Origin of the sequence: Lacrimispora amygdalina (assembly GCF_003432035.1) — a bacterium.
In the GTDB taxonomy this organism is placed as follows: Bacteria; Bacillota; Clostridia; order Lachnospirales; family Lachnospiraceae; genus Lacrimispora; species Lacrimispora amygdalina.
In genome coordinates this window covers 1-13,738 of the sequence record NZ_QOHO01000015.1, presented here as the reverse complement: position 1 = coordinate 13,738, position 13,738 = coordinate 1, and the positions used below count along the sequence as shown (strand labels likewise).

Here is a 13,738-nt window from a genome sequence, read left to right as displayed (position 1 = left end):
CCCCATACCGGAACAATCCGGCTGGGACGCTTTAAAAATCACTGATTTATCTTTGCTACTGGTGTCTGTGCATCTGAACTGCCTCAAGACCCTGACTTTTTAGATTTTCGTGTACCATTCTGGCGTCCGCCTTACCTAAGAGCAAATCTCTGGCCTTTTTGGCCTCTCCCTCGCTCTTATGCTTGCTTGGGCCTCCTACACAGCCGCCCATACATGCCATTCCCTCCACAAAATCTGCAGGCAGCTTTCCTACCTTTAACAGCATCAGAGCCTTTTTGCATTCCGCTGCCCCGCTGCATTTCATGACTTCAATATCTGTATTTTCACCTGATTCTTTCAGACATTCCAGGACCGCTGCAGTAACTCCGCCTCCGTTGCCAAACCGCTTTCCGAATATGGAGCCTGCCTGATATGTATTCTCCTCCGGTTCCAGCTCTATGCCCTTTGCCACCATCATGGCATGAACCTCTCCAAGCGTCAGTACATAATCTGCATTCCCTTTTACATTTAAATCCAGTGCCTCACTTTTCTTGGCAATACACGGACCGATAAAGACCGCGATGGTCTCCGGATCTTTATCCTTTATCATTCGGGAAACTGCGCACATGGGAGATACCGTCGTGGACATATTCTCCAGAAGCATGGGATAATGATGCTTAATCATGTTTACAAATGCCGGACAGCAGGAGGTGGTCATCTTCTTCCCTTCCTTATAGGCCTCTGCCCATTCCGCAGCTTCTGCAGCAGCAGTTAAGTCGCCTCCCAGTGCAACCTCAACCATATCCTCAAACCCAATTTTCTTAAGCGCCGTTCTCCAGCTCGCCATGGTGATATCCGGACCATACTGGCCCTCAATCGCTGGTGCAACCATAGCCACTACCTTTTTTCCCGCTTTAATCAGATTAATTACGTCAACCATGAAGGTCTTGGAGCCAATTGCACCAAATGGGCAGCTGTGTATGCACGCTCCGCACTGAATGCATTTGCTTTCATCGATCACTACGATTCCATTGTCATCCATCGTGATTGCATCTACCGGACAGCTTCTTTTACAGGGGCGGGTTAAGTCTGCGATAGCATTATAGGGACATGCCTGAGAACATTTTCCGCATTCCTTGCATTTGTCAGGATCGATATGGGCCCGGTCATGCCCCATGGTGATGGCTCCGAAATTACAGGAATTCTGGCAGGCCTTGCCCATGCAGAGCTGGCAGTTATCCGTTACTACATATCTGGCGATGGGACACCCCTCACATGCAGAATTAATTACCTGCACTACATTTTTTGTATCTCTGCCGCTGGGGCAAAACCCTTCTGCCAGACGGACCCTCTCTCTGATAATTTCCCTCTCCCTGTAAATACAGCACCGAAACTGCGCCTTAGGCCCCTGAATCATCTGATAGGGAATCTCATCTCTTTTCTGTTCCAATGTACCTTCCCAGGCAAGCTTGGCCACTTCATTTAAAACCTGATGCTTGATGCGAAGTAATGTTGCATCATTCGTTACCATATCGTTCCTCCTTGAAGCTTCCACAAAACGTGGCTGTGTGAATATTCTCTATTAATAATAAGCAACTGTAACCGTCTTCCCCATCTCTTCCACCGCATGCTTTAGCTGCTCCACAAGATTCTGCCGGATTCCCAGATCAAAGGGAAGTCCCGGATTCTGGTATGCGCTGTTAATAGCCTTCCCCACATACAGCTTTAATTCCGTACAGTCCTCTATAATCATCTTCGCTACCATGGATGCCCCGTTTGGTTTATCCAGTTCCAGGAAAAATTCCTCTGTCACCGATTCATTTTTAATATACCGCTTTAATAATTTTAAAACCCTGTTTAAAGTCAATACCCCCTCTGTAACCAGTTCAATGCCGTCAATGTAGGCCACAGGCGGCAGATCCGGATCGTAATAATCAAGTGATACCGTCAGTTTCTTATCCATAGTTCTGGAAACAATATTGGCACTGGTTCCTCCGCAGATAATTCTCTTTGTAGTATCATCTCCGGATAAGAAATCCTTTACCATACAAACATCATCTTCCGGATCCTTTGGCGGTCCTGTCATTAAATGAACCGGTTTGCTGTCAATGATCCGCATAACAGCCACCGTAGTATCATCTCCAGGTCTGTACTGGTAAAGCTCATCGCATGCCCTGCATAAGGCATTGGCCAGACGAACTGCAGATATGGTAAGACGGTACTGCTTTACCGCATAAGCAGCCACATCTTCCCAGAGCCAGCCAAAATTTAAAAGCTGCCCCACACCGGCGTGTATGGTTCCGTCACTGAGCAGGATCAAAGCATCCCCCTTTTTTACCCGAAACCGGTATTCATTGATCTTCTTGTCACGGATGACACGCATGCTGTGGGGTATGGGAACCAGGCTGCCGTCTCTTATAAAGATACAGCCCGGATTGTCAAACTCCACAAGATAGGCATCTCCGTTGTGAAATACCTGAAGAATACTGAAGGTAGAATATGCAACCTGCCGAACCTGGCAGACAGGCAGGGTTTCCACAATCGTTTCCACACATTCCTCCAGAGTGGCACCGTTTAAAAACATGGTGCCCAGTATCTTTGAGGTCATCGTAGCCAGTATGTTCGCCTTAACCCCGCTTCCCATACCGTCTGCCAGAATCATAATGTTGGAATCTTCCGTATGGAGCAGCTCTACCTTATCCCCGCAAAGCACTTCATTAAATTTATTTAAGCTTTTATAAGCAACGTCAACGGTAACTCCCATCATTTAACCTCGCTTTCGCTGCCCTCATCTAACAGAGACTTGCACAGTTTGGTCAGTGTGGTCTTCGTTTCCGCAGTAGTCTCTCCCAGAAGTCCTGCGATTTCCTGAGCTACCATCATCTGCTTATGAATTACCTTCTGTGCCAGATCAATGGTCTCAAGCTTCTTTACGTATTCCTGTCTGGCCTGTTCTTCTTCCTTTGTAATATCGATAAAAGTAGCCAGCACTACATCTTCCTTGTTTACATAAACAATATTCTGAAGTGTGGAAATTTTATATTCTCCATATGTGACTTTCTTCCCGTGAATCTTCTGATGGGTATCGTAAACCCACTGAAAATCGGAGGTGTCAATCAGTTCATACAGATACATATTTAAAGCTTCCTGTCTGGTTTTTCCAAAATATTTTTCCCCTACTGCAGAATATTCCAGAATCTTCATCTCCTTATCAACAATGAGTACAATATTGGGAGATGTTTCCATAACAAGATTGGATAAGGATTCCGCCTTTTCGTGCATAAATGGAATGCACATATTTAATTCGGCCTTTTTCTGAATAACCGCAACAGCCTTTTCCCTGCATGTGGAATAACCGCATGCTCCGCAGTTTAGTTCATCTTCCGGTCTTGTCTTTCCTGTCTTCTTTAAAATCTCCTGAATCTGAAATTCTGTCGGGATAACGTCTCTGGGAGCACGGTTTAAAAAATGTTTTCCAAATGTAAGTGACTGAAAGATCTCCCGGGTCTCCTCATCAGGAACCGCTTCTTTCTCAATGTTTTCTTCCATGTCCAGCTTTATCTTGAATCTGGATACGTGCTCATGATCCGCTGCCGGTCCCTTAATGCAGCCACCGGAGCACATATTCATCTCTATAAAGCACCCTGTAATATCTCCCCGAAGCATGCTTTCACAAAGATCGATGCAGTTGCGGCACCCATGAACATAAAATTTCCGGTATCCATCCCGCTCTGCCTCCGTTGCCAGCACTGAGCTGACAATTCCACTGGTAACAGGATACAGCCGGTTCACTCTTGGATTCATATGAACAAAAGGAATATCTTCACAGTCCTCTATGGTTATTTCCTCTTGCGCAAACCACCGTTCTATATCATTAAAATTCAAGACAGCATCAATATAATCTCCGTGTCTTAAATCCTCAGCTTCTTTTTTCTTCGCAATACAGGGCCCTACAAATACCACCTTCGTATCCCTGCCGAATTCTTCCTTTAACATCTTCCCATGGGCGATCATTGGCGAAACCACCGGCGCAAGATAAGGGATCAGAGCCGGGTAATAGATTTCTATTAAATCATTGACACTGGGACAGCAGGTTGTAATTATATTCTCCATCCTGCCTTCTTTTAAAAGCCTGGTATACTCTGCAGTCACCACAGCTGCCCCTTCCGAGGTCTCCCGTACCTCAGAAAATCCCAGCTTTTTCAGTGCACCGTTCACCTGGCCTGCAGTTTTATATTTCAGCAGCCCCATATAGGATGGAGCCAGAGATATGACCGTTTTATATCCGATATCAAGAAATCCTTTCACCAGATCCAGATCACTGATAAGCGTTTTGGCAGACTGGGGGCAGACCTGCATGCATTTTCCGCATAAAATGCACTTATCTGACATGATCTCTGCCCGTTCATCTTTAATCATGACCGCTTTGACTTCACAGTTACGAACACATTTATAGCAGTGCTTGCACTTGGTTGCCTTGAAATCAATAATTGCCATGATTAAAGCCTCCCCAGAATTTCTTTGTCAAAAAACTCCTTCGTGTCTTCCGGCTTTAATGAATAAATCTGGCCGTCAACCGTTACACATACTCCATTGACGCAGTTACCGCTGCAGAAAGAACCATTTAAATCCACCTGATCCTCTATATGCTTCTCTCTGACAAGATTCTGAAGCTGGGCTATGATCTCTCTGGAACCCTTTAAATGACATGCACTTCCTATGCATATTGTTACTCTCATGAATATTCTCCCTCCGAATATAATCCCCTGCATGAACTTCCTTTTCGACCATTATGGCATATTGTTATATTTTTATCAATACTTTTTTACTTATTAAATGTATTTTTTGAAGTACTGAAAAAAATAGATTCCACAACCTCCTGTTTTTGTACATCGATCAGACCGCAGGTATTTAAACGCAGCATCGGAATCACCGGAAGACTGGCAAAGGCAAGAGTCATAAACGGATCGATTTCCGTACCGGTCCCAAGCTGTTTTGCCTGCGTTTTCAACTCTTCCAGACGCTCATCAACCCACCTTGCGGACTCTGTACTCATCAGCCCCGCAATGGGCAGGGCAAGTGCTCCAAGAACCTCACCATCAGCAACAACAGCAATGCCTCCCCGGTTCAGTCTCACAGTATTCCCTGCAAGCGCCATATCCCGGTCATTTGTGCCTGCTATAATCAGATTGTGGGAATCATGGGCAATACTGGTTGCTACTGCTCCCCGCTTCAGTCCGTATCCGGAAAGGAACCCAAGTCCTATATGACCGGTATTTTTGTGGCGCTCAATCACCGCCATTTTCACAATGTCCATGGCTGCAAGAGCCTTAGGATCTTCTTTCTGTTTTTCAGTCCAGGGAACGAGCATCTCCTTTGTCGTCAGTTCTCCGGGAGTCAGACATAATACCCTTATGGTATCTCCGTCTTCTTTTATGACAAAGTCTTCCGGTACAATTTCTTTTAACCGGAAAGAATTCCCTACTTTGTCTGGTATCCGTTTGTCTTCTTTTGTTCCAGTTGCATAGTTTTCAACCAGCTTTCCGTCTTCTGCTATCAGAATCCCTTTCCGGTAGACCTTACTGACTTCAAACTCAGCCAGATCTGAAACAACAATCAGATTCGCCTGATATCCGGGCGCAATGGCACCAGCATGATCCAGCCTGAAATACCGGGCAGCATGATAAGAGGCCATGATCACTGCACGCACCGGATCGGCCCCAAGCTTTATTGCCCTTCTGACAATATAATCCATATGACCAAGCCGGTACAATTCTCCCGGATGCCTGTCATCGGTTACCAGCATGCAGCGATGATAATAGGGCTCTTGAAACAGGGGCAGCAAAGCCTTTAAATTCCTGGCTGCTGTTCCTTCCCTGATCATCACCCACTGTCCCCGTTTCATCTTCTCCACAGCTTCTTCCATACAGGAACACTCGTGGTCGGACCGGACGCCGGCTGTTATATATGCATTCAGCTCCTTTCCGGATAGAAATGGTCCGTGCCCGTCAATCATCCGCCCGTGTTCTGCGGTACTGGTTATTTTTTCCACAATACCGGGATCTGCCTGTATGGTTCCATGGAAATCCATCAGTTCTGCCAGACCCAGCACCCGTTTCTCACTATAAAATGGCGCAAGATCATCCGCTGTCAAAACGGCTCCTGACTCATCAAGCTTTGCTGCAGGGACACAGGAGGGAAGCATGAAGTAAACGTCTAAATCCAGGTTCCTCGAACGCTCCATCATAAACTGTATTCCCTCTGTTCCTGCCACATTGGCAATCTCATGGGGATCTGTAATCACTGCTAAAGTCCCATGGGGTATCACGGTCTTAGCAAACTCCTCCGGGGAGAGCATGGAGCTCTCCAGATGAATATGACCGTCAATCAGTCCCGGGCAGACCACTTTACCGCCCAGATCCACCTCAGTCTCCCCCTCATAGGAACCGATTCCCACAATAAATCCGCCCTCAATGGCGATATCACCGTCTTCCAGCTCTGAAGTAAATACGTTCACCACTCTGGCATTTTTCAATACCAGAGAAGGCTTCTTTCTCCCTGACGCAGCAAAAATCCGTTCCGCCAGCATCTGATCCATAGGCCCTTCCTCCTTATTTGCCGGCAAGCTTCGTGATGGATGCCGTAATCAGTTTCTTAAACAGCGGTGCTACCCGGTCTGCCGTCTCCTGAACTTCCACGTGGCTTAATGGCTGGTCGATGATGCCGCAGGCCATATTGGTAATGCAGGAAATACCGCATACCTTCATGCCCATATGGTTTGCCGCCACCGCCTCACAGGCAGTGCTCATTCCAACCGCATCCGCTCCCAGGATCCGGCACATCTGCACTTCAGCAGGAGATTCATAGGCAGGACCTGTCAGCTGTAAATAAACGCCCTCCTGCAGCTCAATTCCCTCTTCCTTAGCCGCTTCCTTAATGACCGCTCTCAGTTCTTTGCGGTAAATATCGCTCATATCCGGGAATCTGGTCCCCAGTTCCCCGATATTGGCTCCGATTAACGGTGAGGGGACAAATGTTGCGATGTGATCCTTAAGGAGCATAAAATCCCCCGGCTTAAACTCCTTGTTTACGCCTCCGCTGGCATTGGTTAAAAACAGAATCTTTGCACCCATAAGTCCCATAAGCCGTGTGGGGAGCACTACATCCGTCATGGGATATCCTTCATAATAATGAACCCGTCCCTGCATGATAACTACAGGAACTTTATTTACATAACCAAAGATAAATCTTCCTTTATGACCGGCTACGGTTGAAACCGGAAATCCCTCAATGTCTTTATAATCTATAGTGGCAGCCACTTCAATCTCCTCTGCATATTCCCCAAGTCCGGAACCAAGAATAAGGGCCACTTCGGGAACAAAATCAGTTTTCTCCCGTACACTTTTTAAACAGCTTAACAGCTTCTCATATACATCGTTCATATTGTTTTTTCTCCTTTCAAAATCCTGACATAATCACTTCCTGCAGGTGTTACAAGTATAACACATTTCCATGAAGTTCTGCATAATATTTTGACAAACAAGGGGGAAAAATGGTATACTTTACCTGTTCGTACTAACCCGGAAGGAAGACCTGACGGAGAAGGCGAGGAGAATACGTCAAACCGGAAATCCCATGCCTGTCGGCGTGGTTTTTTTTCATCTGTTTGCATGGAAACCAATATAAAAGGTACGGACAGAAAGTGAGGATCATTATGAAAAAAGTTTTATCAGCACTTACAGTACTTGCAATGACAGCCGTTGTCTTAACCGGCTGTGCCAAAAACAGTCCCCAGACATCCGCCCCTGCACAGGAAAGCACATCTGCGGCTCAGACATCAGAAGCTTTGGAAACAACAAAAGCACCGGAATCAACGAAAAAGGCCGAGGACCTTACAGACACTTACACCTTAAAAATCGGTTCCCTGAAAGGTCCTACTTCTATGGGACTGGTTCAGCTGATGGACAAGGCAAAAAAAGGCGAAACCGGTAATTCCTATGAATTTACCATGGTAACCGCTGCCGATGAACTCCTTGGCAAAGTTGTCAGCGGAGAGTTAGATGTGGCTCTCATTCCGGCCAATATGGCCTCCATTCTTTACACAAAAACCAATCATAATGTAACCGTTCTTGATATCAATACCATGGGTGTGCTTTATGCGGTCTCTGCTGATGCTTCCATTCATACTACAGCTGACTTAAAAGGAAAGACCGTCTATTTAACAGGAAAAGGAACAACCCCTGATTACGCCCTGGCCCACGTTCTTAAGGCAAACGGACTTTCCACTGACGACGTGAAGCTGGAATATAAATCAGAGGCCGCCGAAGTAGCCGCTGTTTTAAAAGAGAAGCCCGATGCCATAGGCCTTCTCCCCCAGCCCTTTGTTACTGCTGCCATGGCCCAGAACGATCAGTTAAAAATGGTGCTTGATCTGACTAAAGAGTGGGATGCGGCTGCCATGGAAGGCAGCGGAAGTCTGGTAACCGGCGTTACCGTCTGCAGAAACGAAGTTTTAAAGGATCATAAAGACGCAATTGACCAGTTTCTTACCGAACACAAAGAATCTGCAGAATTTGCCAATACGAACGTAAGTGAGGCCGCTGCTTTAGTGGCTGCTGCAGGAATCATCGAAAAGGCACCTGTTGCCGAAAAGGCCATTCCTTACTGCAGCATTACCTATGTTGACGGTGAAAAAATGAAATCCCTTTTAAGCGGATATTTAAGTGTACTTTTTGAAATGGAACCCCAGACAGTAGGAGGATCACTGCCTGGTGATGATTTCTACTATATGAAGTAATTAAAAACCCTCTAAGGAGATCCGATTATGAAAGCAGACATCCTCCGGTTTAAAAAAGCCGGAATCATCTTATTCTGGCTTTTGGTATGGCAGGCAGCCAGTATGGCAGTTCACAACAGCATAATACTGGTTGGTCCGCCTGAGGTCTTATCTGCCTTGATCCGTCAGGCCGGACTGGCAGATTTCTGGAAAACCATCGGCTTTTCCTTCGGAAAAATCAGCCTTGGATTTCTCATGGCTTTTGCCGCCGGGATTTTCGCCGGCGGAGCCGCCTGCCGCTTTCCTCTCATCGGTGATTTTTTATCGCCTGTTATGTCACTGATCAAATCGGTTCCAGTCGCCTCTTTTGTCATACTGGCGCTAATCTGGGCGGGATCTGAAAATCTCTCCGTGATAATCGCATTTCTTGTTGTATTTCCCATGATCTATATACAGACCATGGCCGGAATCCAAAGCGCGGACCTACAGCTTCTTGAGATGGCAGAAGTTTTCCAGATGCCAGGACTAAAAAAGCTTTTCTACCTTTACCGCCCCGCACTGCTCCCCTACCTGGCAAGCGGCTGCCGGGTGGCACTGGGAATGAACTGGAAATCCGGAATTGCTGCAGAAGTCATCGGTGTTCCTCTTCACTCCATTGGTGAAAAGCTTTATCTTGCCAAGATTTATTTAAGCACTGCGGATTTATTTGCCTGGACACTGATGATTATCCTGTTAAGCATGATGTCTGAAACCTTCTTCCTATGGCTTTTAAGCCTGGCATCACCCGGTTTCAGACATAAAAAACGAGAGGGGCGATCCAAATGGAACTCATAATCAGCAAACTGTCCAAGTCCTTTCATGAACTCCCCGTACTTAACGATGTCAGTCTCCATCTGGTCTCAGGCAATATTTACTGCCTTATGGGACCATCCGGATCGGGAAAAACCACACTGTTTCGTATTCTGCTGGGACTCTTAGATGCAGATTCAGGGGAGATAAACGGTCTGAAGAAAAAAAGAATTTCCGCTGTATTTCAGGAAAACCGTCTGTGTGAAGCATTCACTCCGGCAGAGAATGTGACAATGGTGATGCCTCCTTCTGCCGGGAATCATAAAAAGGCTGTGGAAGCGCTGGGACGGCTGCTTCCTGCAGAATCTCTGAACAGGCCGGTATCAACCCTGAGCGGAGGAATGAAGCGCCGTGTGGCCATTATACGCGCTCTCTCAGTACCTTTTGATATGGTAATCATGGATGAACCTTTTACGGGCCTTGACGAGAATACAAAACAGCTGGTAATTTCCTATATAAAGGAAGCATGCAAGAATAAACTCGTTCTGATCAGCACTCATCAGGAAGAGGATGTGCAGCTGTTAAACGGAATAAAGATTCACTTATAAAAACATGGGGCGATAACCACACTTACCGGTTACCGCCCCATACTCTTTTCTATTAAATTATTAAAATGTTATTTCAGCTTCAGGGAATCCAAAGCTGCTTCGATCTGCTCTTCTACGCCGCTGTCTGTTGATGCGATGGTTCCTGCTGCGCTGATATAGGTTTTAGTCGCTGCGTTGTAAGAACCTGAAATGGCATAATAGCGGACCCCATCCTGCGGTGTCTTATACCGGAGTGCATACCGGAAGGTCTGACTGCCGTCACTGCTGTTTTTCACATCATAACGGACAAACTCCATATCCTCACCACGGCTGATTAACTTCTTATATTCATCCATGGTAGCCGGATAAACTTCACGGGCTCCGTCTGCATCCTCCCCCTGTACATAAGTAACTTCCAGGTAATCTTCGCCGTTAGGTGAAGTAATTGCTACCACACTCTCGTCTCCGTCTTCATCAAGAGACCAGCCCTTTGGAGGCATGATTTCGTATTTGCCGGATTTGGAAGTAAACAAACCTTCCTTTATATCTCCCGCATCATTGGCTGTGATCGGCTGGGTTTCTTTTGTTTCCTCTTCCTCCGATGTTTCCTCACCTTCCTGGGTTTCCTGATCGGTACCTGTCACCTCAGCGTTTACCGCTGTGGTTTCTTCTGAGCCTGCTACTGCTTGTGTCTCCTGCTTTGTATCCGCTTTAGTATTATTCTTTCCGCAGGCTGTAGCTGTCATCATTACTGCCATCGCAATCACGATCCCTGCAAAGATCTTATTTTTTCTCATAGAATCACTCCTCATCATAAAATTCGTTTCTGGTGACGTGGAGGATTATAACATGAACAGCCCGGAAAGTATAGCATTTTAAACGAACCGAAAGAATCACAATGAAATCTTAATAATTTTTCCAGGTGACACCCGGACACTCCAGATTTAACAATTTTACCTTTATATTCAGTCCGCCTCCATATCCCACCAGGCTTTTATCTGCACCGACTACACGGTGACAGGGGATCATTATGGAGATGGGGTTGCGGTTATTGGCCATACCAACCGCACGGCAGGCTTTTTCATTTCCAATCTGTACTGCGATCTCTTTGTAGCTTCTTGTCTGTCCATAGGGAATCGTTAAAAGCGCCTCCCATACCTTTTTTTGGAACTCTGTTCCCTGGGGTTTTAACGGAACATCAAACTCCGTTCTTTTACCGCTTAAATATTCTTTCAGCTGAAGAACTGTCTTCTTAGTCAGCTCTGTGGCTTTCTGCTGTCCTTCCTTTGGCCCTTCTCTGTTAAATTCCACACCTAAGACCCCTTCGTCATCACATACAACTTTAATTGGTCCCAGTTCACTTTCAAAAATATCCCAGTATCTCATAAGTACTCCTTTCCCTTCTGTATTTTCGCGTTACCCTGTCTCCTGCAATTATATCATAGGAAAGGATACAGGAAACAGTAAAATTTCCGGAACCATCTGTTTTGGAAAAACTTTCTATTTCTTCAAACATTACTTAGAATTCTTTTAGTTTTTTTATGAAATCTTTATCGACTAGTCAAACTTATGTCATAATTCCGGGGTATACTGATATTTGTAAAGGAACCCCACCCTTTTAACATTGACTTTTTATTTTTCATACTCAAACCGGCAGGAACATTTATGTACCTGCCGGTTCCTCCCATATCAGGACTATTATTTCTTCTTTTCATACCCTTGCGAAATCCCGCAAATATCAGCTTTTTTTGATTTTTATTTTTTTTCTAAAATATTGTTGACAAATCTATATCCATCATATATAATAACTCTTGCGTTGCGGAAAAGAAGTAAAAACAAAGACGCAAAAACCTTCGGGGTGTGGCTCAGCTTGGCTAGAGCGCCTGGTTTGGGACCAGGAAGTCGCAGGTTCGAATCCTGTCACCCCGACTTGAGATATCAAGTCATTTATCTCTTAAAACCTTTGCGGGTGTAGTTCAATGGTAGAACACCAGCCTTCCAAGCTGGATACGTGGGTTCGATTCCCATCACCCGCTCTTGAGTCTGTAGCTCAGCTGGATAGAGCAACGGCCTTCTAAGCCGTGGGTCGGGGGTTCAAATCCCTTCAGGCTCGTTTCACACTGTTAACCATCGGTGTGAAGCTTTTTATGGTGGGTATGGCGAAGTTGGTTATCGCGCCAGATTGTGGCTCTGGAGGCCCAGGGTTCGAATCCCTGTACTCACCTTTCCCTTAAAGGGAATTTTTTTTTATCAGGAGATGTTATTGGGCTATCGCCAAGCGGTAAGGCACAGGACTTTGACTCCTGCATTCGTTGGTTCAAATCCAACTAGCCCAGTATGGGATACTAGCTCAGGTGGTAGAGCACTTGACTTTTAATCAAGTTGTCCGGGGTTCGAATCCCCGGTGTCTCANNATTCCGGTGTTTTTGTATTTCAGGCAAATTTTTTCATAACTCCCCTCCAAAAGCATAAAATATATTACAAATCTGTCAAATCAGAAGGGGAATGATCTTGTTAAAAATATTAGATGATGACTATTATGACTTAATTGTAAATAATGCTACCATCTCTTCCTATGACAGAGATGATATAACATTATTAAACAGTCTTCACTCATTACGGCACGTTATGAAATATGAAAAAAGAGCCTGCAGTCTGGAGCAAAACCCTTATGAAACTCTTCCTGCACTGTTTACACTGATATCCCCCCTGAGCATGGAAAAGCCTGATCTTCATCCAGCTTTGGTCTACTCAGATTTCAATCTGACCGGGCGCGGAATTATCGTTGGTATTATAGATACCGGTATTGATTATCAACACCCCGCATTTTTAAACAACGACAGAACCACCCGCATCCTGTCAATATGGGATCAGACAATACAGGAAGGCTTACCGCCTTCTGACTTTACGTTTGGTACGGAATACAGTAAAAGCCGCATTAATAACGCAATAATGTCGAGAAATCCCTTCGAAGTTGTTCCCTCAACAGACACAAATGGGCATGGAACAGCGATTGCCAGCATTATTGCAGGAAATCCCAATTCCTATCAATCCTTTTCAGGAATTGTTCCGGAATCGGATCTGGTAGTGGTAAAGTTAAAGGAAGCTAAGCAGAACCTTAAAAATATCTTTTTTGCTCCGCCAGATTCATTATGCTTCCAGGAATCTGATATCATGCTTGGCATACGTTACCTTATTACGGTATCTCAAAACTTAAACCGCCCTCTTGTCATATGCATCGCTCTTGGCAGCAGCCATGGAGGGCACGATGGTTATGATCCCTTAAGTACTTATCTGGACATCATTGCACGTTATCCAGGAATCGGAATTTCTATTGCTGCCGGAGACGAAGGTGGCAATAACAGACATTATTTCAACAATACTGTTTCTGAACCCTACTACAATGACTTCGAATTAAATATAGGGAACAGTGACAGACGGTTTTCTATGGAAATCTGGCCATATGCGCCTCAGAGATTCTCCATAGAGATTACTCCCCCAAATCTGGTAACCACGCAGATCGTATATCCATCACTCAGTGATTGTCAGGGATTTATTTTAGATGATAACCAGAGTTTTATATGGGTTAACAATATTGCCTTCGAGA

12 protein-coding genes and 6 tRNA genes are annotated in these 13,738 nt (G+C 45.4%); 10 read left to right on the top strand and 8 right to left on the bottom strand.

Features of this window, described 5'->3' with window-relative positions; translation table 11 throughout:
• Nucleotides 1–55: 55 nt before the first annotated feature.
• From DS742_RS04980 to DS742_RS04955, 6 genes are all read right to left on the bottom strand, one after another.
• On the bottom strand, nucleotides 56–1,510 hold the full coding sequence (locus tag DS742_RS04980) for a 4Fe-4S dicluster domain-containing protein (RefSeq protein WP_117415913.1): 1,455 nt from the start codon (nucleotides 1,508–1,510) through the stop codon (nucleotides 56–58).
• 51 nt (nucleotides 1,511–1,561) lie between these two features.
• Nucleotides 1,562–2,743 (bottom strand): SpoIIE family protein phosphatase, encoded by a 1,182-nt coding sequence (locus DS742_RS04975; RefSeq protein ID WP_117415912.1) that lies wholly within the window; start codon nucleotides 2,741–2,743, stop codon nucleotides 1,562–1,564.
• A complete protein-coding gene (locus tag DS742_RS04970) occupies nucleotides 2,743–4,476 on the bottom strand; it encodes a [Fe-Fe] hydrogenase large subunit C-terminal domain-containing protein (RefSeq protein ID WP_117415911.1) in 1,734 nt (577 codons plus the stop codon). Before DS742_RS04970 ends, DS742_RS04975 begins: the two co-directional genes overlap by 1 nt.
• A gap of 2 nt (nucleotides 4,477–4,478) precedes the next feature.
• A complete protein-coding gene (locus DS742_RS04965; protein WP_117415910.1) occupies nucleotides 4,479–4,718 on the bottom strand; it encodes a (2Fe-2S) ferredoxin domain-containing protein in 240 nt (79 codons plus the stop codon).
• Between the two features lie 86 nt (nucleotides 4,719–4,804).
• Nucleotides 4,805–6,577 (bottom strand): adenine deaminase, encoded by a 1,773-nt coding sequence (ade, locus tag DS742_RS04960; protein WP_117415909.1) that lies wholly within the window; start codon nucleotides 6,575–6,577, stop codon nucleotides 4,805–4,807.
• A gap of 13 nt (nucleotides 6,578–6,590) precedes the next feature.
• Nucleotides 6,591–7,421, bottom strand: a complete 831-nt coding sequence (locus DS742_RS04955; protein ID WP_117415908.1) for a purine-nucleoside phosphorylase — start codon at nucleotides 7,419–7,421, stop codon at nucleotides 6,591–6,593.
• 272 nt (nucleotides 7,422–7,693) lie between these two features.
• Between DS742_RS04955 and DS742_RS04950 the strand changes: the two genes are divergently transcribed.
• Genes DS742_RS04950 through DS742_RS04940 form a run of 3 tightly spaced genes read left to right on the top strand, consistent with a single transcriptional unit; the run spans nucleotide 7,694 to nucleotide 10,152 of the window.
• Nucleotides 7,694–8,776: an ABC transporter substrate-binding protein gene (locus DS742_RS04950; RefSeq protein ID WP_117415907.1), complete on the top strand. Its 1,083-nt coding sequence runs from the start codon at nucleotides 7,694–7,696 to the stop codon at nucleotides 8,774–8,776.
• Between the two features lie 27 nt (nucleotides 8,777–8,803).
• Entirely contained in the window at nucleotides 8,804–9,589 is a 786-nt protein-coding gene (locus DS742_RS04945) for an ABC transporter permease (RefSeq protein ID WP_117415906.1), read from the top strand.
• Entirely contained in the window at nucleotides 9,577–10,152 is a 576-nt protein-coding gene (locus tag DS742_RS04940) for an ATP-binding cassette domain-containing protein (protein WP_117415905.1), read from the top strand. The genes DS742_RS04945 and DS742_RS04940 overlap by 13 nt, the downstream gene beginning before the upstream one ends.
• A 68-nt stretch (nucleotides 10,153–10,220) precedes the next feature.
• Here the strand turns inward: DS742_RS04940 and DS742_RS04935 are convergent, their stop codons facing one another.
• On the bottom strand, nucleotides 10,221–10,928 hold the full coding sequence (locus DS742_RS04935) for a hypothetical protein (protein ID WP_117415904.1): 708 nt from the start codon (nucleotides 10,926–10,928) through the stop codon (nucleotides 10,221–10,223).
• A 109-nt stretch (nucleotides 10,929–11,037) separates the two neighbouring features.
• Nucleotides 11,038–11,517 carry a methylated-DNA--[protein]-cysteine S-methyltransferase gene (locus DS742_RS04930; RefSeq protein WP_117415903.1) on the bottom strand — a complete coding sequence of 160 codons (480 nt, stop codon included), beginning with the start codon at nucleotides 11,515–11,517 and terminating at the stop codon, nucleotides 11,038–11,040.
• Nucleotides 11,518–11,985: 468 nt separating this feature from the next.
• On the opposite strand from DS742_RS04930, the gene DS742_RS04925 reads away from it, so the two are divergent.
• From DS742_RS04925 to DS742_RS04895, 7 genes are all read left to right on the top strand, one after another.
• Nucleotides 11,986–12,060: transfer RNA gene (locus tag DS742_RS04925), tRNA-Pro, on the top strand.
• Nucleotides 12,061–12,096: 36 nt separating this feature from the next.
• Nucleotides 12,097–12,167 (top strand) — tRNA-Gly (locus DS742_RS04920).
• 3 nt (nucleotides 12,168–12,170) lie between these two features.
• Nucleotides 12,171–12,244: transfer RNA gene (locus tag DS742_RS04915), tRNA-Arg, on the top strand.
• A 36-nt stretch (nucleotides 12,245–12,280) separates the two neighbouring features.
• Nucleotides 12,281–12,356, top strand: a tRNA-His gene (locus tag DS742_RS04910).
• 39 nt (nucleotides 12,357–12,395) lie between these two features.
• A tRNA-Gln gene (locus DS742_RS04905) sits at nucleotides 12,396–12,467 on the top strand.
• A gap of 3 nt (nucleotides 12,468–12,470) precedes the next feature.
• Nucleotides 12,471–12,543: transfer RNA gene (locus tag DS742_RS04900), tRNA-Lys, on the top strand.
• A 99-nt stretch (nucleotides 12,544–12,642) separates the two neighbouring features.
• Nucleotides 12,643–13,738, top strand: a 1,096-nt coding sequence (locus DS742_RS04895; RefSeq protein WP_117415902.1) for a S8 family serine peptidase, incomplete at its 3' end; no start/stop codon positions are given.